The following is a 22738-nucleotide window of genomic DNA, read 5'->3' as shown; positions in this document are numbered from 1 at the left end:
ATCTTTAACGCTCGATCGCTCCCAATGCTTTTAATGTGGTTTTCTCTTCTTCAGTCAGACCTTTCACCTCAGTAATATCCATATCTTCGTAAGGTTTATCGCTTTTCAAGGTTCGGATACATTCGCCTGTTCTAACATCCCATAATCTGATAGTCTCATCTTGACTTCCACTTGCTAAGACTGTTCCATCAGCACTAAAAGTAACTGACCAAACTCTGCTGGAATGTCCTCTTAAAATCTTGAGGCATTCCTCAGTATGGGGATTCCAAAGCCTAACTGTTTTGTCAAGACCACCACTAGCTAGAGTTAAATTATCAGGGCTAAAGGCTAGTGAATCAATTTGAGCAGCATTCGCTTCTATAGTAGTAAGACATTCTCCAGATTGAATATTCCATAAATTAATTTTCGAATCAGTACTGCCACTAGCTACAAGTTCACCATTGCTACTTATCGATACTGCCCATACTGGATATGTATGTCCATAAAAAGTATTGAAACATTTCCCGGTTCGAACATTCCACAGCTTTATAGTCTTGTCATAGCTTCCGCTTACAAGAATTGAGCTACAGGGACTAAAAGCTATAGAAGAGACGAGGTTATCGTGTCCTTTAAGGACACTAAAGCATTCTCCCGTAATAACACTCCATAATCTGATCGTACTATCACCACCTCCGCTAGCTAAAAGTTCATTATTAGGACTAAATGCTATTGAGGCTAACCATTGAGTATGTCCACGTAAAACTTTTAGAGTTTCCCCAGTTTGAATATTCCATAATCTGATTGTCTGGTCACTAGCAGCACTAGCTAGAGTTAGGTTATCAGGACTAATAGCTACCGCTCTTATCCACTTCGTGTGTCCCTGCAAGGTCTTTAAAGGTTCTCCTGTATGCATATTCCATAGCTTCACTGAAGAATCATTACAGCCACCAGCTATGATATTACTTTTGCTACCAATTGCTATCGACTCGATCCCATAACAAAAGCCAGTTAGAGTTTGAATACAATTTTCAGAGTGAATATTCCATAGCTTTACTGTTTGATCATCACAGCTAGTAATTAGCGTTATACCATCCGAACTCACAGCAATAGAACCTACTGAATCAGGATGATGCAGAATTTTGAGACATTTTCCTGTAGTTCTTTGCCATAGCCTAACTGTTCCGTCTCGACTGCCACTAATTAAAAGTGAATTATTCCCATTAAAAACAACATCATTTATTGAATCTGTGTGCCCTTGAAAAGTCTCTAGGCATATTCCTGTTTCTATATCCCAAATCTTGATTGTTGAATCATTGCTACCGCTAGCTAAAACTAAGCCATCTGAACTAAAAACAATACAATTTATACGCTTAGTGTGACCTGGTAGCCTTTTTAGGCACTCTCCCGTTTGAATATTCCAAAGCTTAATTGTTCTGTCTGCACAACAAGTGGCTAGAACTTTACCATTTGGGCTCAGAGTAGCCGAATCAGTAAAGAAATCAAAATGCATAGATTGCTCTTCAAATGTTCTCACACATTCTCCTGATTGAACATTCCAGATCTTGACTGTTAAATCTCTACTACTACTAGCGATGATTGTCCCACTTGAATCAAGAGCAACAGTCTGAACTCCATGAGTGTGCCCTCGTAGAGTTCTCAAGCAACTACCAGTATGTGTATCCCATAATTTTATTGTCCAGTCACTACTACTACTAACCAAGGTTTTTCCATCTGCACTAATAGCAACTGATCTAACCCAATCGCTATGTCCTCTAAGGGTTAGAAATAGTTTCCCATTGGAAATTTGCCAGAGATGAATTTCTCCGTTAGTATCACCAGTAGCAAAAAAAAATCCATCTGGACTACAGGCTACTGATAAGATACGACCAAAAGTTTTTGAAAAAATAGAACCACTAAGATTTGCTCTGTGAAGGTTAACATGACAAAGATTTGCACGCGTGAAATCAGCGTTACGAATTACAGTATTGGAGAGATCACTACCTTCTAAAGCAGCATTGTCTAAATAAACTAATAAAGTTGCTACGTTTCCACCAACGTACTCGGCTTCTTCATCAGTCCTGTTTCGTGTTTTATATAAAACTGCTTGTAAAGAAGAATTTTTTTGCTGTGCCTTGAGCATCGGAAGAATCAAATCTATAACTGCCTTAGTTAGTGGAGTCTTGCCAAATGTTTGACGAAGCTTTTCTAAAGGTTCACTTGTAAATAATTGCAATGGTGGTGTCAGTAATGATCTGCCAGAATTATCTATTTGACGTTGGAAGTAAGCAGACCACGTGTAATCTTGCGGTTCTGCACTTAAATCTAAACAGGACTGCATTTGTGCTGGTTCTATAAAATCAGGAGCTAATGCTCCCAGCTCTGCTGCAAACTTGTAAGCAACAAAAAACTCCAAAAGCGATCGATGAGCAGGCATATAATCCCCATCTGTATTACGGATGAGCATTGTCTGCCCCATCATGTCGTAATGCCAATGATCCAGATCCTTCTCTTCCTGAACCACAGAACCAAACAAACGACGAATGCGATCAGGAAACTCACGGTAATTGAGGCTCATGCGATCGCTACTCAACATCTCCCAAGACAACTCGCACAAGAAATAAAGCTTCTCTGCCATTGAGGTAAACGTGCGCTCCTCCTTAATGTCTCGCTCCATCTTGCGCCGCACCGCATATAGATAAACCCGTGACATATCAACAGGCTTACCTGCTTCAATATCTGGCAACGCCTCCAGAATCAACTCCGTCATTACCGGACGACGCGCCAGATCCAAAAGCTGCGGATTGCTCATCACCTGTTCCACAGTGGCAAGCTCCGCTTGCTGAGACATCACCTGCCGAATCTGCTCATCATTGAATTTCTCCAGTTCTAGCACCTCAAACTGGGGCATCTCTCCGGTTAGGTTCGCAGTCGATGCTTGCAATTGGGCATTTAGCAGTGCCCGTCCTTCTCTAGCTTCTGGAAAATGTTCGGTGCGGCAGGTGAGAATCACCTTTGCTCCAGGCACGACGACTTTCGCTAATTCCCAAAAGTTATTGATCATCTCTTGGCGATCGACCCGTGCTGCCATTTCATCAAATCCATCAAAAATCAGCAGCAGTTTGCCCATCCGGTTGAGTTGCTCAAACGCAGAATAGGTGAGCGATCGCACCTCATGTTTACGAAAGAAGAATTCTGAAAACAGTGATTCCACACTCACTGCCTTGGCATAGTCGCGCAGAGGAATGACCAGCGGCAAACGGGGACGTTCTACACCACGCTTTTGTGCTTCCCGGTAGCGTGTTAGAGCTTGGCTGGCGTAGTGAAACGCAAACCAGGTTTTGCCCGTACCAAATTCTCCTAGCACTGAGATATGTTCTTTTGCTGGGTCGTCCAGCCACAAATCAATGTAGCCATCAATCCAGCCATCGCGATCGTCGTAGCGGCTTACCCCGATTCGCTGCTTTGTGTCCGGGTCAATCTCTTCTTTTGTGCAAGCTAGCGGCACATACTTCTGATCAATACCCCGTCGCCCAATCTCAGATTCTAGCCAGCCCAGGTAGCCACCAAAATCAGCATCCTGATCCAGCAGTTCATCGAAGGTATAGCAGCCCAGGTCGTGATTCTCCTCCTTCTCTACCTCCTCCCGTGCTGCCCGACTGATCCGCCGTGCCGTTACGAGCCAGCCCTCGTCTGCCCGCTGTGTTTCAACCGACTGTCGCAGTGCCCTAATGTCGCCCAACCCCACTTCGCCATCAACGCCACGCACCAGGATGCGATCGTACCGCCCCCGTCGCACAGGAATGTCGATAATCCACTCAAAGTAATCGTCCTGCCACACCTCATAGGGTTCAAAACGATAGCCCAACGTCTCAAACCAGCCTTTCATCTGCTGAGCTAGGGCAAAGGCTCGGCACTGGCGTTCTTGCAATTGGCGCTCTTGGGCTAAGGCGGGAGTAGCAATTGCTTCGGGTAGCATGGGATAGCTCTGAGCCGCCAACCGCGCCATTTCAGTCCGCATTGCTTCTAATGTTGGCAGTCGATGTAGCCGATCCTGGATACTGCTAATCTGGCGGTGCAGCGACTCTAAACGCTGGTTTGTCAAGACTTCAGCCGGGGTACGAGTCCGTTTAGCAACTTCGATGAACACCGCTGCAAATTGATAAAACTCCTGCCGCGCATCAATCCCTAACGCCTGAATCTGGTCGCCTAAACTATGCCCAGCAAGAAAGGTTTCGCCGTTCTTAAGCAGCAAACTCGGATTATTTTGCTCCAATGCTTTGCGGAAAATGGCTTGAATCTCTGCTTGTCGGAACATCTCCAACACAGGTTTTGGCTTGCCAATGCCGTATTCCACCAGCGTGTATTGATAAACTGCCGTAAAGTCAGCAGGCGGATGGTCGGGGTCAAGGTTCAGTTGCTTCAGCAACTTAATCACAAGTTCGCTCCGCTGGAGCTTGTTCTGAACAACAGGACTCGCGAAACCGACAATCAGATCAATCAGCTTAGCCAACTCAAGCACAGGCTTCCTCCTACTGACTCAGGACAGTCCAATAAATCCCTAACCGCTATTATCCAAATCCTGAGGTAGAAATAGGCAATTTAGGCAGATTTGCTTAATCTATCTCCTAAACTCTCTCCAACAATCAGTGAGGAAACGCCTGTATTAACTCGGTCTGCCTGTGATTTTTGGATTGTTGGGGTGGAGAGCGATTGAAGTGAACCCTTGCTACCCCCGAGAATCCCTAACTGTTGAAGAGGGCAGTGATAAACTCTTGCCCATTTCTCCGCAAATCGCCGTGTAGTGCAAACGCGATAGCCTGAACTCGAATGTCTCCCATTCTATAAACTGCATTTCTGCCAAAATCTTGTGGATATATCAAAAATGCCTTGCTCACTTCTTTGGTCACAGCATAGGTAGTGATTTGATATAAGTCAGAATCATCAACTTTTCGTTTATACTTAGTATCTAAAACACAATACACCGAATCATTTTTTGTATTGTATATTACTAAATCAATCTTGAGGAAGCGATTTTCTCCAGTTTCGATCAACATTCTTTCTTGCTTTCAAGAATTCTGGGTAGTGCTTGAATCAGCGGATTAGAATCATATTCAGGTAAACCATGCAACTTATAGTTAACTACTGGGACAGCTATACCGGAAGGTAACTCCACATATTCACTCTGGCTTGGCATCCCTAGCTTCCTCCTTCTTCCGCTTCAAAAGGCTCAAATAATCCGGACGGCTTGACTTCTGAGTAACAGATTCTACAGACTTAATTTCTTCAATAGCAACATCGTTATTTACGGGCACATTACCTAACTCAAAAGCCTGTTCCTCCCGGAGTTCCGATTTCTCAAAGGCTCTATTTCCTCTAATATCCGACACTCTTGCAGCATTACTTAAAGTATTGCTGGAAAGCTGTTCAAATCTTTTTTCTGCTTTAGCAACAATCTCTTCAATATCAGTTGCAAGATCCACATCATGTTGTAGCTCATCAGATTCATAAATTTTTCTATCAAGCCTTTCACTTTCATGTAAATGCTCAATTTCCTCAATTGACTTGTTGAGATAACGTTCTTCTGAATCAATCAAAAAGCACTTTTCAAAACCTCTCCCATCAACATCCCGAATGTAAACGAAGTTAGGTTGCCTCAAATCATAAGAAATGTCTAAATACTTACTTTCCTTATCTAAAGAACTGTTTCTTGCCTTTTCAAACCATTGTTGTTTAATCGCCGTTTCACAGGTGTAATTCATTCCCTTAAACCGAATACCACGGCTGGTTACAGTTCCCCGATCTTTAGGTAAAAGATTGAGTTTAATAATATCTTCTGGGAACGATCTAAGTCTGCCAGAACGATTTCTAATGCCCCATTTCCACAACTCAGCAGGAATAGGTCGAACATTGTCAACAATCATCATCTCCTGTCTGTTATAGCCTTCGATGTAATCTTTATTATTGTGGCGAAGAATACATTTAATGATGATTTTTGTGAAATCTTTAATCGCTAACTTTCCATCGAAACGATAGTCTTTACCACCTCGTTTCCTGAAATCAACATCAATGTATCCCGGTGCAAAAGGTTTCACACGATCATGAAATATTCTAAACTGTCTTTCAACTATGGCTTTCCAATCTGCTCTATAAGAAGCAGTATTTTCAATCTTTACGTGCAAGTTTTTGCTTAGGGTCTCTATTGGGGTTCCTAACAGTTCTCCCCTATCCGCCAAAAGAGTGTATGGAAGATGGTAACAGGGCCATTCCTCGTCAGTTATAGAAATACCGTATTCTTGGCAGAAGGATACCTTGTCTGTAGCAGCATTGGCTAATGCCATCATTGCTCCTAACCAGGAAGGTCCCTCTAGACCGACATAAACACCTACAATCATGCGGCTAAAAACATCAATGACCACATATACTACCGGTCTACCCACAATCCAGTTAGGGTTGTAGCTTGAGACAAGATAGACATCTGCAACTGTTGCATCAATTTGAAATCGAGATCCTGGTCCAATTACTTCGGCAGTCGAAGTTCCCAAAACTGCTCGATTTTCAAGCAAATATGTTTTCTCACCCTTCCGACGAATTAAAGCTCTCTCAATATCAAATTCTTGTTCGTACCAATATTTAAATTGGGTAAAAGTGGGTCTTTCACCAGGTGATATCAATTTTATTTTTTTAGTACCATCTGCGGTATAGTAGATATCTTCAGCATAGTAAGCCTTGAGCATTAACTTGTAAGCCGTCTTAAGGAAATTTTTCTTCGACGTTTCATAAAAGGAGTTTATTGATACTCTAAAAATCCTCCTATCTGCTTCATCAATATTTCTACCCTCACCAATCTCTGGTAAAGCAGCATATTTTCGAGGTCTTCCTCTTTTCTTTTCTCCAGCCCTTTTAATCTTTCCTGGACCACCTGAATTGCAGTAATCAGGAAGGAGAGCATTAACAGTTTTTCCCCTTTGCCAGTAACGTCTCAAGTACATGTAGACAGTTTTTTCTGTTATTCTCTCGCCATTTTTCTCTTGCCTACTTCCTCTATTTTTTCCGGCATTGAAATTGTCAACGACATTCTTAATCATTGAACCACGAAGATTTTTATAGTAAATAGATGGTTCATTTTTAGGATCAACTAAAGTAGAAATAATATCCCACGCTTTATCGCGAATCGTCCTCTCTGATTCGCTTAAATTCACTTCTTCTACTAAGCTTTTATGAATAAACGGATCATGGCTAGTTTTCTTTGCCTGTCCCTCAGAAAGAGCATCTACAATCTCTACAATCTTACGAGACGTTGGAAAACCAGTTTTAGCAAAAATATCAATAACGAGCGCTATTGTATAGTCTTGATCAATCCATAAAATCCTCTCAGTTGAGCGTTCTGCTCCCTCAATATTCCACTCAATTAAATCATTAACATAGACAAGGTTTTTCATGCTATTTTCGATGCCTCCAAGCTATTACAGACTTTGATCTCCTTAATATCTGCAGTTAGCATGTCCGAGCATTGTTGCGACGAACTCATATTAATAACGATTTCTTTGCGTGCAACGAGATTTCTAAAAAGATAGAGTGAAGTCCCTTTTTCCAAATCTAGTTCAATGTCTAAGGCATTTGTTACTTGATTAATTCTTAAATTAAGCTTTTTAAGCCGTTGCTTTAGAATATCTGCTATTGCTTGTAAATCCTGAATTTTCTTTTGTAAGTTTTCTTCAAGCCTATAGGCACCGTGAACCCATTCAATATTTTTAGCAAGGGACTTTGGAATATGATTTTCTGTTACTAATCCCCATTCAATTCCCTTTACCATGTAATAGTTTCGTTCTATCTCAAACTTCTCAATAACTCTTTTTTTCTCGAGTTCGGATGAAGGTTTTACTGTTAATGCAATATTAAATGTTTTCCCATCTTGTTTTACAGTCACCATAAAATCGGTTGTTAAAATCTTAGGGAATTTACTTGTAGTGTCTATAGGATATTTCACACCAATATCAGCAGATATTCTCTGAGCCAGTTCAAGATCCAGCAAGGGAAACTGTTCTCTAATGTCAATTACAACGTCTGACCACTCAAGAATGTAAAACAATCGAGTTTCATGGTCTGAGAAGAGATGATGTAAGCGATTTGTTTTCCAACCTCTATCTCTGGAAACCCTACCTTTTGAGGGAAAATCTCGCACCGTAATCCAAGGAGTGTATTTGTCAAGAACCCCTTCTCCGCGTTTTTCCCTAAGGAAGCGATCAAACTTCTCCTGATTCCATTCCTCTCTTCTCCGTGGCATAAGAAAATCCTGGGCAGTACATAAGTATGCCCAGAATTATACAGCCTTTTCTCCCACTGTCTAACTTTTTTATTTATTGTTTGACTTTTTTATTTATTGTTTGACTTTTTTATGCATCTACAAGTCTTTTTGGGACTTCGTGCATTGCTATTCCACGGTCACTGATTTAGCCAGGTTGCGTGGCTGGTCAACATCTAAGCCTCGACGGGCAGCAATGTGATAAGCGAGAAACTGGAGCGGAATTACCGTGAGAATAGGGGATAACAACTCATCTACAGGTGGCACGGGCAACAAGTTATCAAACACTTCGGCGGCTTCCGAATCGTTCATTGGGGTCACGCCGATCAGGCGTGCGTCTCTGGCTTTGGCTTCTTGGGCGTTGGAGAGTGTTTTTTCGTAGACGCTACCGGGGACGGCGATCGCCACCACCGGCACCTTGGCATCCAGCAGTGCGATCGGACCGTGCTTCATTTCGCCAGCAGGATAGCCTTCTGCATGGATGTAGCTGATTTCCTTCAGTTTCAGGGCACCTTCGAGGGCAATCGGGAAGTTGATGCCACGTCCCAAAAAGATGAAGTCTTTGGTCTCAGCAAAGTCGTGCGCCAGTTCCTCAATGTAGCGTTCCTGGCTTTCTAGAATCACTTCAACCTGAGAAGGCAGTTGCCGTAGCCCGGTAAGAATTTCCTCCATTCGCTCCAAAGAGATAGTTTTACGGCGATAGGCTAGATCTAGCGCGAGGCAGTAGAAAGCAACCAGTTGAGCCGTAAAGGTTTTGGTTGCAGCAACGCCGATTTCAATACCGGCGTGGGTGTCGATTAGGTGTTCCACCAGATGTGCCAGGGAACTGTCAGTGCGATTGGTGATTCCCAGAAAGCGCGGGTGAAACTGCGGCTCTCGCTCTAAACGACGCTGCTTTTCCATGTGCAAGGCGGATAGGGTGTCTGCCGTTTCTCCAGACTGCGTAACCCCAATCGTCAAAACGTTTGGCAACAGCGGTGGTGGCGAATAGCGAAACTCTGAAGCGTACTGTACTACGGTGGGAATGCCTGCCAGTTGCTCTAGCAAATATTTCCCAACCAGGCTAGCGTGCCAGCTTGTGCCGCAGGAGACGATTTGGATTTGATCGAGGTTGCTGTAAAACGACTCAGGAAAGCCCAGGTTGATTGGGTTCTTGTCTTGATCGGCAGTCCAATCGCTCTTAATGTAAGCTTCCAGGCAAGAACGCACAACACCGGGCTGTTCGTAGATTTCCTTCACCATGAAGTGACGGAAGCCTTGCTTTTCGACAATGATTGGGTTCCAGTTGAGGGTGCGGGGTTGTTTTCTCAGGCGATCGCCCGCAAAGCTATAGACCTCAACGCCCATCGGGGTGAGTTTGGCTAATTCGCCATTATCCATCGTCAGCACGGCGCGAGTATGAGCCACCAGAGCAGGCGTGTCTGAGGCGCAGAAAAACTCACCCTGCCCAAACCCCAATGCTAAAGGAGCCTGCTGCCGTACTGCAATTAGTTCATCTGGGTAGTCGGCACACACTACCGCCAGCGCAAAAGCTCCCCTTAACTGGTTGACAGCCTGTCGAGTTGCCTCCAGAAACGGCGACTGGTAGTTCAGCGACTTCTCAGCTTCGGGCGGGTTTGCCATGAACTCGGCAATCAGGTGAGGAATGACCTCTGTATCGGTGTCAGAGAGAAATTTGTATCCCTTTGCCTTCAGTTCTTCACGTAGTTCCCGATAGTTTTCGATGATGCCATTTTGGACAACGGCAATCTTTCCGGCTGCGTCGGTGTGGGGATGTGCGTTATATTCCTCTGGCTTGCCGTGTGTTGCCCAGCGGGTGTGTCCGATGCCTACCTGAGCTGGATTTTCTAGTCCTTCTAGCTTTTCCTGCAAATTTTGTAGTTTGCCTTTCGCCCGTACACAGTGAACCTGTCCTTCCCATACGGTGGCAATTCCAGCAGAATCGTAGCCCCGATATTCTAGTTTGCGTAGCCCCTCCAGCAAAATTTCACTGGCTGCCTGGGTGCCGACATATCCTACGATTCCGCACATTTGACTCTACTCCTGAGCAATGATTTCCTGAGCAACGAGCGGCAGATCTGCCGCAAACGATCCTAGTACATTGTGTTCAATATTAGTGTCTTAACAATTTGCTGGATGGCGATCGCAACCCAGGAAGGGGCAGGTCTTGCTAGTGGAAAATTCGTAAAAAAATAGGGAGCAAATCGCTCCCTTTAGGCGTTAGATCCTGGTATATCCGTCAACCCAGGAATATTAAGGTTAGTCAGTGTGCCTAGTAAGCCAAGCCCATGCTACGGGTGGTTTCAGCGCCCAGATAAACCCGAATGCTGAGGAAGTCAGTAGGGCAAGCCGTTTCGCATCGCTTGCAGCCTACACAGTCTTCTGTGCGGGGTGATGAAGCGATTTGAGCAGCCTTACAGCCATCCCAGGGAACCATTTCCAGAACGTCTGTAGGGCAAGCCCGGACGCACTGGGTGCATCCAATGCAGGTGTCATAAATCTTGACGGTATGAGACATTGAATAAAGGCTCCAAACTACATGATGTTAACGGTCGTGATGTTATCGGCGATGTTGCTGTTGAACCTGCACAGCAGACCGATGAATAAGTGCTTCGTGGACGAGACTAGTTTACAGCAGCGCTTTTGCCCAACTCTGAGAAAACGTGCAAAACTTCAAAGAATGTAATATCTGGGGCTAACCCCTCCACCTCTGTGACTCAAGACCAAATTCCGCTGCATTTAGCAATTTCAGAGAAGCTGCGATCGCAAATTTTTGCTAAGCAGTATTCACCGGGAGAGCAACTGCCGAGTGAGCATCAGCTAATGGAGCAGTTTGGAGTGAGCCGGATTACAGTGAGGCGGGCGATCGCCAATTTAGTCAACCAGGGCTTAGTGATTTCCCAGCGCGGAAAGGGCGTGTTTGTTAAGGCGCAGCAAAAAGTGATGCGATCGCTGGCTAACCCACTGATTTTCTTTGACGAAGACATGGCGAGGCAAGGTGTATCAGCTTCTATTCACAGCCTTTCCTTTGAGGTGTTGCAGGCTCCTGATGAAGTGCGGCAAAAGCTAAGGCTGCCCGCAACGGTCAAAGAAATTTTTTGTCAGAAAAAGGTAATTCTAACCGACCAAACTCCAGTTGCAGTAGACATTACCTACATTCCGCTGGAAATTGGTAAAGCCTTTGCTAAAGAGCTGCAATCTAGCCTGATTTACCCCACCTTAGACCAAAGCGGTGTGTCGATTGAGCGGGTTGAAACGACGCTGGAATGCACCCACGCTACCCACGAAATTAGTGAACATCTGGACATTCCTCTGGGTGCGCCGCTCCTGGTCAACCGTTACACCACCTACACCAGTCAGGATCAGCCGATTATTTGTGGAGAGACAATTTCACGGGGCGATCGCCTCTGTTACTCCGTGGTCTTAACCAAACGCTAAGAGAAAAACCATTCGTACTGTCACTGGCGTGGATCACAGCGATCGCCAAACTTCCGGGATTGAATGGGAACAGCATGAATCTGTGGAAGGGTTTTTGTTCATTAATCGATCAGGTTGCACTACTGGGTCAGCGGGCGATTTAGACCAATAGCGATCGCCCAATTTACAGTAGGAAAGCATGACAAGACAACGGTGGGGCCGCTACCTCAGACGACAAGGGGCTGACTTCTGGCAGCGCTTAAAAGCTTATCCGTACAGGGAACGGTTGCAGCATTTGCAGGTTAGAAGCGCCAAAGTTTGGCGATCTATCAAGGCAGATGATTCTGAAGACTGGGTTCATCGCTTTAGAAATCAGCGAGTTAAGGTTGTCGGCTATCTCAAGACCAATACTCCTGAGGACTGGCGCGGCTATCTCAAAGTCCAGAGTTTGGTTTTTCGCCAACATCTGGCAACCAATCCATCCTGGCTACCGGGCGCAGGGGCAGCAGCAATTTCGCTAATTTTGTGGCAAGTTGGCGTATGGCAACCCCTAGAGCGGGTCGGCTACAATACGCTGTTCAAAGTACGGCAGCTATTGCCCCATGAGGGGTGGGCTTCAGAGATTGTTCTGGTGGCGATCGATGATGAGAGCTTGCAGGAATATGGTTCGTTTCCCTGGTCACGCGATCGCTACACCCAACTTTTGCAATCCCTAAAAGCCGCTCCGCCTGCGGTGGTCGGATTCAACATCCTATTTGCTGAGCCAACGCCCGAAGATGCAGCACTGGCACAAGCAATGGTAGAAAACGGCTCTGTCGTGCTGGCAGTTGGCTGGGATGCCTCTACAGAACTGGTGCCGCTGGTGCCAACTTTTGATCAGGTGGCAGGAGTGGGGCACATCTACAATCCGATTGAGCCAGACGGTATCTCTCGGCAGGTATCGCTTTATGTGCAAGGGTTCCCCGCATTCGGGGTGGATGTGGTTCGGGCTTATAACAGCAAGAGCGATCGCCCCGTTCCACTCATCCAACCCTTGCCCAAACTAGAGCAGCAAAACGCCTGGATAAACTGGCCCGGTTCGCGGGAAGATTTACGCTCAGCAACCTACTCATTCCGGGATGTCGTTGCGGGGAGAGTACCTCCAGAGGCGCTAGCTGGCAAAATTGTCCTGGTTGGCCCAACCGCCACAGGGCTAAGTTCACTGCAAACGCCCTTTGACCAAAATCCACCTGCCTCCAGCCTGCAACTTCATGCAGCCGTGATTGACAACTTGCTGAAGCAGCGGTTTTTACAGCGATTGCCCTGGACCGTAGAAGGGTTGCTGATTATCGGTGTGGGAGTCGGTTCCAGTCTGATTTTGGCTTCGCTGGGGTTTAAGCGGCGAACGGCAATGACGCTGCTGGTGCCGATAAGCTGGGTGGCGATCGCCACGATCTTATTCACCAGCCAAAATGTGTGGATTCCGATCGCGGCTCCGGTCGGCTGCTTTTTACTAGCAGGGGCGGGCATTCAGGTGCGTGACCAGCTTGAAAAACAGCAGATTATGAGCCTGTTTGTACGTCACGTTTCTCCCCAAACGGCTGCGCTGATTTGGCGTAATAGAGCCAGCATCTTTCAGCACGGTCAGCTTGAGGCCCAGGAACTCATGGCAACTGTGCTGTTTATGGACATTCGCAACTTCACCACCATTTCTGAAAGCATGTCGCCGCGAGAGGTGCTGAACTGGCTCAACCTCTACCTTGGCACGATGACCAACTGCATCCTTAAATATGACGGCGTGGTAGATAAATACATTGGCGACGCAATCATGGCGGTGTTTGGCATTCCGTTACCGCATACCTCGGTGGCGGAGATCCGGCAGGATGCAATAAATGCAGTGACAGCGGCGATCGCCATGCAAGAACAGCTCACCCGACTCAACCAAAGGCTACAGCAGTCTGGCTTGCCCACCATTCAGCATGGTATCGGCATTCACACGGGAATGGTCGTCGCGGGCAGTGTCGGCAGTCCCCAGCGGCTCAACTATTCCGTGATTGGTGATACGGTCAATATTGCGGCTCGACTAGAACGCTTAAACAAAGAACTGAAGTCCACCAAACCTCACACGCTACTCGTCAGCAGCACCACCTTTGATTACGTCCACCACCGCTTTGTGGGTAGCCCGGTGCAAACCTTACAGCTTCGAGGTCGGCAGGAGCCAACGGTTGTTTACGAAATTACGAGTCAACTGTAGGTAGTTTGAGTTACCTGTAAGGGCGAACGGCCGTTCGCCCCTACCGTGTACTGAACGTTTAGAGGAATAATCTCTAGCCTCTAATCTTCTGTGACCAGACGCGAGTGGGCAGACCCCAAACGTAGATGAATCCCTCAGCGGCTTTGTGGTCAAATTTGTCGTCAGACCCATAGGTTGCTAGGTCAGGCGTATACAGCGAATTGGCAGACTTGCGCCCAACCGGACTCGCTGTTCCTTTAAACAGTTTGACTCGCACCGTACCCGAAACCTGTTCCTGGGTTTGCTGCACAAAGGCATCCAGGGCTGCTTTCAGCGGGCTATACCACAGTCCGTTATAGACCAGTTGAGAGTAGGTTTCCTCAATTCCGCGCTTGTAGTGACCCACGTCGGCAGTCAGGGTTAGGCTTTCCAAATCCCGATGTGCCTGAATCAGCACCAGCAAAGCCGGAGCTTCATAAATTTCTCGTGATTTGATGCCGACCAAACGGTTTTCGATCATGTCGATGCGACCGACGCCGTGCTTGCCTGCCAGGTCATTCAATTGGCTGATCAGGTCTACTGGAGACAGCATTTGACCGTTGAGCGCAACAGGAAGCCCTTTCTCAAAGCTGATTTCGGCATACTCTGGCTCATCAGGAGTGTCAGCGATCGCCTTCGTTAACAAAAACACCTCTTCCAGCGGCTCATTCCAGGGATCTTCTAGCGGTCCGGCTTCAATGCTGCGTCCCAGCAAGTTGCGATCGATGCTGTAGGGCGAAGACTTTTTCACTGGAGAAGGAATGCCAAATTGCTCTCCGTAGGCGATCGTCTCCTCCCGGCTCATGCCCCATTCACGGGCGGGTGCCAGCACTTTAAGGTCTGGGTTTAGAGCGGCGATCGACACATCAAACCGCACTTGGTCATTGCCCTTGCCCGTGCAGCCATGCGCTACTGCATCGGCACCATACTCTGCCGCTGCTTCTACCAGCAGTTTGGCAATTAGCGGACGCGCCAGTGCGGTTGAGAGGGGATAGCGGTTTTCGTACAGCGCATTCGCCTGAATCGCTGGGAATGCATAGTCTTGAATAAACCGCTCTGTCGCATCTGCGATTAAAGACTGCGTGGCACCCGACTTTAGCGCCTTTTCGCGAATTGGCTCTAGTTCGTCTCCCTGCCCCAAATCAGCAGCCAGCGTGATCACCTCTTCAACTCCCCATTCTTGCTTCAGGTAGGGAATGCAGACGGAGGTGTCTACCCCACCGGAATAAGCCAATACAACCTTTTTGGCGCGACCCATGACTTTTTGCCCTAACAACTAAAGTCAATATTATGCAGCCAATTCAGCTCAATTCCTGTTAGGGATGCACAGATTTTTTGCGAACTGCCTGTCAGTTACAGAGCCTACTACCCGCTTGCTGAGGGAATTGCTTCTTGGATTGAGTGGTTCAAGGTTGGTGGAGGGAGAGCGATCGCCCTCCCTCATCGATAAACCTAGCCAGCGAGAAGATCAGCGATCAGTGCTGTTGTCTTCATCTTCATCGTCGAGTAATCCAAAGATTGCTGTTGTTCCGCCGATCGCAATCATATTTGCTGTGTTGCTTAGTTGCTTTTGAATATCCGTGGGGTTAGGTAGGGTGGCAAGAGAAAGGCTGATGCCTGTGGCGGTAGCGGTGATGACAGTGGCGAGAGTCAGTAATTGCTTTTTCATGGTTTGAACTCCAGGTTGACTTGTTCTCAGTCTGTCAAACCCATTTCTGGTCGAGTGTTCAGCGATTGTTCAGGGATTGTTCAAGATCGTTCAGGAGTGTCCAGTCTTGTTCGCGTAGATAGAATAGTGAGTGAGCTACAACGTTGAGGTGCCGGGAGGATGGAGCGATCGCGCAAATTGGTTCTGACCAACTGGACACAAGCGAACGATGCGCTCATTCAATCCTTTGCGGGTAACAAATCAGAGCTAGCAAAGCATCTCAAAATGTCCCGTACTACAATCACGGCTTTCTTTAAGCTGGAGCCAGTGCGGGAGGCAGAGTTTCGTAAGATTTGCCTTACGTTGCGGTTGAATTGGCAGGAAGTTTCAGCAGTCCAAGCGGCGATCGCTCCACTATCCCAAGAAGACGAAGCTAACCAGACGATCGCTTCACCAGAAGATAATCATATTGATGCTCTGATTCCGCAAATTCGGGAGCATTGCCGACAGAAGATCCTTAACCAACATAGTCGAATGCGATTGTTGAGCGGTGAGGAAATTGGGGTTGACCAGCTTTATGTGGATGTGTGGGTACTGAACCGATCGCCCTGTACCTATCGGGTATCGCAATCGAAGCTTTTGGAAACCTTTGATTTACGAAATGATCGTCTGGGGTTGGGCGATCGGATTCAGCGTATTGAGGGCTTTGAGATTGCTAATGGAAAGCCTAAATTGGTGATCTTGGGCAAACCGGGGTCAGGGAAAACAACTTTTCTGAAGCATCTAGCAGTAGATTGGTGCAAAAGTAAGTTTCAACCGAATCTGATTGCAGTCTTGATTGAGTTTCGTGAAATTCGGGATGAGCAATGGTATTTACTGGATTCAATTAGGCAGGAATTACGACTAGAAGAACACCAGGTTAAGACATTGCTGAACCAAGGTAATCTCCTGGTACTGATGGATGGACTGGATGAAGTACCAACAAAGGAACTACGGAGCAAAGTTCAGAAACAACTTCAGAAGTTAGTTGAGCAATATCCTAAAAATCGGTTTATTTTGACCTGCCGTACTCAAATCATAGCCGCCATTCCAAAGGGATTTACCTCAGTAGAGGTGGCAGACTTCAGTGTGGAGCAAGTGCAGCAGTTTATCCAGAATTGGTTTGAGGCAAATGGTAAATCTAAGACGGTAGCTACACAGCAATGGACAACAATTAAAAATGCCGTTAACAATAGCCCAGCATTGAACGAACTAACGGTAACTCCAGTATTGTTAAGTCTCACATGTTTAGTGTTACAGGACGAGGGGGAGATTCCGTCGGATAGAAATTGGCTCTACCAGAAGGGCATCAAACTGCTGCTAAATCGCTGGAATGAGGAGAAGCAAATTGATGGCTGGGAAGTGGGAAGTGAAACCTATCGACAACTGGGTGTTGAGCGAAAAGAGAAGTTGTTGATGACGATTGCAGCTCACAAGTTTGAGAATCCAGAAAATTTTGTGTTGTTTGAGCAGAATGAAATTGTAAGGCAAATTACTCGATTGCTACCCCTTGCTCATCAACAAGAGGCAGTTGCTGTGTTGAAAGCCATTGAAGCGCAGCATGGATTGCTGATTGAACGGGCAGATGAGCTGTGGTCGTTCTCCCACTTAACTTTTCAGGAATACTTCACGGTTCAATGGCTGACTCAACTTTCTTCTGAAGAACTAGCTGAGAAAATTGCAGATCAGCAATGGCAGAAGGTTGTGAAGCAGTTAGTGAAATCTCAACAACCTGCGGATCGTTTACTACGGTTGATTAAACAGGCAATTGATCGATCAATTGCCCATGAATCAAAAATAACCCAATTCCTACCAAGGATGTTGCAAAGAGCAGAATCTATTCAGGCACCTGGTAGACCTGCTGCCATTCGAGCTTTTTATTTTGCTCTTGAACTTGACTACGTCCATGCCCCCGGACGTATCCCTGCCCTCGCCCGCGCTCGCGACCTCGTCCTCGACCTTGCCTTTGCTCTCGACCCCGCCTTTGCCCTCGACCTCGCCTTCGCCCACGCCGACACCCTCGATCTCGTTCTCGACTTCTCGTGCGCTCTTGCCCACGCCCACACACGCAAATCCAATTCAGAACTGGCAACTCAGCTTGAGCAACTTAGAGGCTTCCTCCCCAGAAACTCTAAGGAGTTCTGGCAATGGTGGCAAACTAAAGGAGAGCAGTGGGTTGAACAACTGCGTCAGGTGATGATCGAGCATTGCAATGTTGGTCATGATTGGCAATTTACAGAGGCTCAACAGCAACAATTGCAACGCTACTACGATGCCAACAAACTTCTTGTTGACCTGATGAATATTGAGGGAGCCGTTAGCGATTCTGTCCGGGCTGAAATTGAGGACACGCTGTTGTTGCCCTGGGATGAACTGCAACGCCGTCAATCAAGTTGACTTGAAGCTTCACCTTTAAAACTACAATAGCCAAGTTTAGGAGTGTAATTGTCCCCTATTCCTCGACTCTATGACGCTGCATCAGACTAATCACCTCATTGGGATTGCGAGTTGGCATTAACCTTGACCAGTCTCTCACCTCGGCAATTCGGGCAATGTGCATCAGGTGAATAATCTTTTTGACCCAGGCAGGCGCGCCGATCAAAATCATCTGGTTCGATCGCTTGTGGGAACGAGAACGGCTATTCAACACAGCATTGAGCGGGTTTTCATCAGCATTGTCAGATAGATTCTGTAATTCTTGATTGTCTTCAGGTTGGCTCATAATCATGATGTACTTATTCACGTACATTATCCTATCAGATTGTACGCATTTACGTACATTTACATCGTTACAAGCCTCTGACACGATTAGGGGCATGGGAAAAGCGGGAAAAGCACTCAGGCAGGTGCTAGAGAAACACGGTATCAGCCAAAATCGATTGGCAGTCACAATGGGACTTGCCAGATCTACCGTTAACCAATGGTTTAACGAAGTTACCGATCCATCAGCAGAATCCGTTACTCAGATCGTTGCTGCTCTGGAAACCCTTAATGAAGTCGCTGCAAAGGAATTCATTGCCCTGTATCTAGGGCGCATCGCCCAAGACGATGAGCCGTCGTCACTTGATTGATTAGAAGTTGTTGGGGTGCGATCGCCCCTCTGCATTCGGGAATTCTGCTACCAATCGATTGCAGGGGCAGAATTTTGTGAAATACAACCCGGACAAACATCATCGGCGATCGATCCGGTTGAAGGGGTATGATTACACCTCCGCAGAAATGTATTTCATCACCATTTGTACGTATCAGCGGGAATGTTTGGTGAAATCGTTGAAGGTGAGATGCAGTTGAATGAATTGGGCAAGGTCACACAGAATTATTGGCAGCGGCTGCCTCTACATTTTACGGTCGAGCTAAATGCATTTACTGTGATGCCGAATCATTTACACGAAATTCCGTGGTGGAGCGACAAACTGGGTAGGGGCGAAGCGTTCGGTAGAAGGATTGTAAAATCAGATGAAAATTCCTGCCCGAACGCTTCGCCCCTACAGCCAAATGGGACAAAACCAGGGTCGATTGGGGCAATTATTCAGAACTTCAAATCTATTTCGACCCAAAAGATTAATCGATTATTCTATCGAAGTCATCATCGTCAGGTTTGGCAACGCAACTATTACGAACACATCATCCGCAACGAAAAATCCTTGCATGACATTCGTCAATACATTCACTACAATCCTATTTCTTGGCAGCAAGACCAGTTACATCCTGATAATCCTTCTAGGTGGTAAGGCGATCGCCATATCTAGCATACAAGTTTGAATGTCTGGGATAGAACTGAGCAGGGTTAGACTTTACACTGGGTACAGATTTGCTTTAATAAATCCAGCTTCACTCTCACCCCTTCCCAACACCCTATGGTTACTACCCCTCCTGCTAAAGGCTCATCCAGTCAATACGAAGTTGCAGATGCCGGAGAAAAAGTAGAGGCGCTTGTAGAGGAACAGCGCACAACCGATGTCGAGATTGACCTGGAATTTCTCTACACTAGAGACATCGAGTTTCGCCAGGAAACGATTTACTTCCTTGTTGTAGATCGCTTTTATGACGGTGATCTTAGCAATAGTGAAGGACCAAATCCAGAGCTATACGACCCGAACCGCCAAGAATGGGGCAAATATTGGGGCGGAGATTTGCAGGGTGTGATTGACAAGCTCGATTACCTCAAACAAATGGGCGTGACGGCAATCTGGTTAACTCCGTTGTTTGAGCAGATTGAAGATTTGTTCATTGAGAGCGCCGCGATTCACGGCTATTGGACAAAAGACTTTAAGCGCATCAACCCTCGTTTCATTGGCAAGGACGAGGAACCTTCTCTGAACAAAACTCAAGATGAGCGAAACACCACCTTTGACAAGCTGGTTGATGAGATGCATCAGCGCGATATGAAACTGGTGCTAGATATTGTTTGTAACCACAGCAGTCCAGACATCAGTGGCGTTAAAGGTGAACTATACGACGACGGGGTGAAAATTGCTGACTTCTACGACGATAAAGATAACTGGTACCACCACTACGGCGAAGTGGTGGATTGGGAAGATGATTGGCAGGTACAAAACTGCGAGCTTTCCGGCTTAGCTACGTTCAACGAAAACAATACCGATTACCGCAATTACATCAAGTCGGCGATTAAACAGTGGCTTGATCGAGGGGTAGATGCGCTGCGGGTCGATACGGTAAAACACATGCCAATCTGGTTTTGGCAAGAATTTAACGCTGATATTCAGGCACACAAACCCGATGTGTTTACCTTTGGTGAGTGGATTTATAGCCATCCAGCGGACGATCGCTCCGTCGAATTTGCCAACCACTCCGGCATGACCATGTTGGACTTTGGGCTGTGTGTAGCAATTCGGGCAGCGCTAGCGCAGGGTGCAGAAGATGGTTTTCATGTCATTCAGGATATCTTTGACCAGGATCATCGCTACAGTGGTGCCAATGAACTGATTACGTTCATCGATAACCACGACATGCCCCGGTTTCAGTCGCTCAACCCTGATCCAGAGATGTTAAGAGTGGCGATCGCCCTCGTCATGACCGCCCGTGGCATTCCCTGCATCTATTACGGCACCGAGCAATATCTGCACGACGACACCGACGGCGGCAACGATCCCTACAACCGCCCAATGATGCAGTCTTGGGATACTGACACCGACCTGTATCGCTCGATTCGTCTGCTCTCTGGACTGCGGCGACTCAATCCTGCCATATCGCTAGGCGGTCACTGGCAAAAATATCTCACTCCTGATGTCTACTGCTATGTGCGACGTTATCGGGATTCCTTCTGTTTTGTAGTGCTCAATCGCGGTGAAGCGGTGACACTTGATGAGGTTGACACCGAGTTGCCCGATGGTGACCATACCTGCGTCTTAACCCGCTGCAAATATGAAGCAAAAGACGGCAAGATACATGGATTAGAGCTTGCGGCACGCGGCGTCATCGTCATTAGTCATGTAGGAGAACGGATCAAAGCTCAAACGATTGTGCGGGCACAGCTCAACGGAGTAGAGACTCAACCTGGTGAGATTGTGGTGGTCACAGGCAACTGTCCAGAGTTGGGTAACTGGGATATCGCTAAAGCCTATCCGCTGGAATATATCAACACCAACACCTGGTTTGGCGAAATTCCCTTTAACGAGAGTGCCGGAAAGCTAATCAACTACAAATATGCGTTGTGGCGGCAGGGACAAGCGCCGCTGCGCGAAAATCTGGTGACTCGTCATTGGGTGATTGCCAGTGAAGGCACTGTCAAGTGGCGTGATACCTGGGCTTCAGGACGCGAATCGTAGTTGAACGTGGTAGAAAGCTATGAAAACAGATAGCCTTTTCTATCGCATGTTTCAAACGGCACCCGGATTACTGTTTGAACTGATGGAGCGATCGCCCATAGAGGCAACTGGCTACGAATTTCGCTCCGTTGAGCTAAAACAGACCGCTTTTCGGATTGATGGAGTGTTGTTGCCTATCAATCAGTCCACCAACCGTTCGGTCTATTTTGTTGAGGTGCAATTTCAGAAAGACCTCCAGCTTTACCATCGAGTTTTTGCCGAAGTTTTCCTCTACCTGGCTCAAAACCCTGATACTGACGACTGGGAAGCAGTTTTAATCTATCCCAGTCACAGTACGGAACCAGATGAATCAAAACTGTACACAGTGCTATTAGATAGTTCCAAGGTGAGACGAGTTTACCTGGACGAGCTAAATACTCAGCATGAACTCTCACTAGGTTTAGAAATTACCAAACTGGTAGTTGAACCGGAAGAAACTGCGCCCGCTCAAGCTAGACAGCTGATTGCACGGGCACAGCAAGAAGAAGTAACGGGAATGACTCGTGAAGAATTTGTTGAGCTAGTTGAAACTATCATTGTGTATAAGTTCAGCCATCTGAGTCGAGAGGAGATTGAAACCATGCTAGGACTAGGTGAATTAAAGCAAACGCGAGTTTATCAAGAAGCACTTGAAGAAGGGCGTGAAGAAGGGCGTGAAGAAGGGCGTGAAGAAGGGCGTGAAGAAGGAGTTTTAGAAGCGATCGCAGAAGTATTAACCGCTCGATTTGGTGAGAGGGCGCGTGAACTAACTCAGGAATTGACACGCAACACAGAGATCACCGTCCTAAAAGAGCGGTTAAGACAAGCGATCGCCGTAACTTCACTAGAGGAATTTGAACAAATTGTGAGAGGAACTCAGAGAGATTCTGAGTAATGCCGCTTTTGTAACTTCCGCTACTCATTCGTTCGGAAAGAAGCAGTGTAATGCGGATGTCCTTAGAACGGTGTGGAGAGTTGACATGTACTTAACTCCCAGAGAAATGGAGCGGCTAACGATTTTTACAGCGGCAGAAATTGCCCGTCGCCGTCGGGAAAAAGGGATAAAGCTGAATGTCCCTGAAGCGATCGCCTACATTACCGATGCTCTAATTGAAGGCGCACGCGAAGACAAATCAGTGGCTCAGCTCATGTCTGAGGGCGCAACTTTGCTGACCACTGAGGATGTGCTGCCCGGTGTCACCGAGCTGATTCCGCTGATTCAAGTGGAAGCCCATTTTGCCGACGGCACTAAGCTGATCAGTATTCACAATCCGATTCGTAGCACTGGAACTTGA

The 22738-nt window shown here is 46.7% G+C and carries 17 protein-coding genes; 8 read left to right on the top strand and 9 right to left on the bottom strand.

The window, feature by feature from the left end:
- Positions 1–4: 4 nt before the first annotated feature.
- The 6 genes from H6G00_RS31495 to psaC form a co-directional block, all read right to left on the bottom strand.
- Positions 5–4498: a pentapeptide repeat-containing protein gene (locus tag H6G00_RS31495; RefSeq protein WP_190799738.1), complete on the bottom strand. Its 4494-nt coding sequence runs from the start codon at positions 4496–4498 to the stop codon at positions 5–7.
- A gap of 223 nt (positions 4499–4721) precedes the next feature.
- The gene (locus H6G00_RS31490) at positions 4722–5033 is read right to left on the bottom strand and encodes a hypothetical protein (RefSeq protein WP_190799737.1); all 312 of its coding nucleotides are present in this window, start codon (positions 5031–5033) and stop codon (positions 4722–4724) included.
- A 123-nt stretch (positions 5034–5156) separates the two neighbouring features.
- On the bottom strand, positions 5157–7418 hold the full coding sequence (locus H6G00_RS31485) for a Mu transposase C-terminal domain-containing protein (RefSeq protein WP_190799736.1): 2262 nt from the start codon (positions 7416–7418) through the stop codon (positions 5157–5159).
- Positions 7415–8263: a TnsA endonuclease C-terminal domain-containing protein gene (locus H6G00_RS31480; protein WP_190799735.1), complete on the bottom strand. Its 849-nt coding sequence runs from the start codon at positions 8261–8263 to the stop codon at positions 7415–7417. The genes H6G00_RS31485 and H6G00_RS31480 overlap by 4 nt, the downstream gene beginning before the upstream one ends.
- A 147-nt stretch (positions 8264–8410) precedes the next feature.
- Positions 8411–10312, bottom strand: coding sequence for a glutamine--fructose-6-phosphate transaminase (isomerizing) (glmS, locus tag H6G00_RS31475; RefSeq protein ID WP_190799734.1), 1902 nt, complete (start codon positions 10310–10312; stop codon positions 8411–8413).
- Positions 10313–10553: 241 nt separating this feature from the next.
- On the bottom strand, positions 10554–10799 hold the full coding sequence (gene psaC / locus H6G00_RS31470; RefSeq protein WP_012411495.1) for a photosystem I iron-sulfur center protein PsaC: 246 nt from the start codon (positions 10797–10799) through the stop codon (positions 10554–10556).
- 194 nt (positions 10800–10993) lie between these two features.
- On the opposite strand from psaC, the gene H6G00_RS31465 reads away from it, so the two are divergent.
- Together H6G00_RS31465 and H6G00_RS31460 are read left to right on the top strand one after the other, a co-directional pair.
- Positions 10994–11719 carry a GntR family transcriptional regulator gene (locus tag H6G00_RS31465; RefSeq protein ID WP_347278250.1) on the top strand — a complete coding sequence of 242 codons (726 nt, stop codon included), beginning with the start codon at positions 10994–10996 and terminating at the stop codon, positions 11717–11719.
- Between the two features lie 178 nt (positions 11720–11897).
- Positions 11898–13931, top strand: coding sequence for an adenylate/guanylate cyclase domain-containing protein (locus H6G00_RS31460; RefSeq protein ID WP_190799733.1), 2034 nt, complete (start codon positions 11898–11900; stop codon positions 13929–13931).
- 73 nt (positions 13932–14004) lie between these two features.
- Here the strand turns inward: H6G00_RS31460 and H6G00_RS31455 are convergent, their stop codons facing one another.
- The gene (locus tag H6G00_RS31455) at positions 14005–15207 is read right to left on the bottom strand and encodes an argininosuccinate synthase (protein WP_190799732.1); all 1203 of its coding nucleotides are present in this window, start codon (positions 15205–15207) and stop codon (positions 14005–14007) included.
- A 210-nt stretch (positions 15208–15417) separates the two neighbouring features.
- Positions 15418–15618 (bottom strand): hypothetical protein, encoded by a 201-nt coding sequence (locus H6G00_RS31450; protein ID WP_190799731.1) that lies wholly within the window; start codon positions 15616–15618, stop codon positions 15418–15420.
- A 159-nt stretch (positions 15619–15777) separates the two neighbouring features.
- On the opposite strand from H6G00_RS31450, the gene H6G00_RS31445 reads away from it, so the two are divergent.
- A complete protein-coding gene (locus H6G00_RS31445) occupies positions 15778–18033 on the top strand; it encodes an NACHT domain-containing protein (protein ID WP_190799730.1) in 2256 nt (751 codons plus the stop codon).
- Positions 18034–18088: 55 nt separating this feature from the next.
- Here H6G00_RS31445 and H6G00_RS31440 read toward each other — a convergent pair whose 3' ends face one another.
- Positions 18089–18358, bottom strand: a complete 270-nt coding sequence (locus H6G00_RS31440) for a hypothetical protein (RefSeq protein ID WP_190685926.1) — start codon at positions 18356–18358, stop codon at positions 18089–18091.
- 94 nt (positions 18359–18452) lie between these two features.
- Here H6G00_RS31440 and H6G00_RS31435 point away from each other — a divergent pair, with 94 nt between their 5' ends.
- From H6G00_RS31435 to H6G00_RS31415, 5 genes are all read left to right on the top strand, one after another.
- Positions 18453–18707: a helix-turn-helix transcriptional regulator gene (locus H6G00_RS31435; protein WP_190685929.1), complete on the top strand. Its 255-nt coding sequence runs from the start codon at positions 18453–18455 to the stop codon at positions 18705–18707.
- A 183-nt stretch (positions 18708–18890) separates the two neighbouring features.
- A complete protein-coding gene (locus H6G00_RS31430; RefSeq protein WP_242042612.1) occupies positions 18891–19367 on the top strand; it encodes a transposase in 477 nt (158 codons plus the stop codon).
- Positions 19368–19493: 126 nt separating this feature from the next.
- Entirely contained in the window at positions 19494–21425 is a 1932-nt protein-coding gene (locus H6G00_RS31425; RefSeq protein WP_190799729.1) for an alpha-amylase family glycosyl hydrolase, read from the top strand.
- A 19-nt stretch (positions 21426–21444) separates the two neighbouring features.
- Positions 21445–22338, top strand: coding sequence for an Rpn family recombination-promoting nuclease/putative transposase (locus tag H6G00_RS31420; protein ID WP_190799728.1), 894 nt, complete (start codon positions 21445–21447; stop codon positions 22336–22338).
- An 85-nt stretch (positions 22339–22423) separates the two neighbouring features.
- Positions 22424–22738, top strand: coding sequence for an urease subunit gamma (locus H6G00_RS31415; protein WP_190799727.1), 315 nt, complete (start codon positions 22424–22426; stop codon positions 22736–22738).

Origin of the sequence: Leptolyngbya sp. FACHB-541, assembly GCF_014695875.1 — a bacterium.
Lineage (GTDB): Bacteria > Cyanobacteriota > Cyanobacteriia > Elainellales > Elainellaceae > JAAUTN01.
The sequence above is the reverse complement of the archived record's forward strand: the minus strand, read 5'-3'. Positions and strand labels throughout refer to the sequence as shown.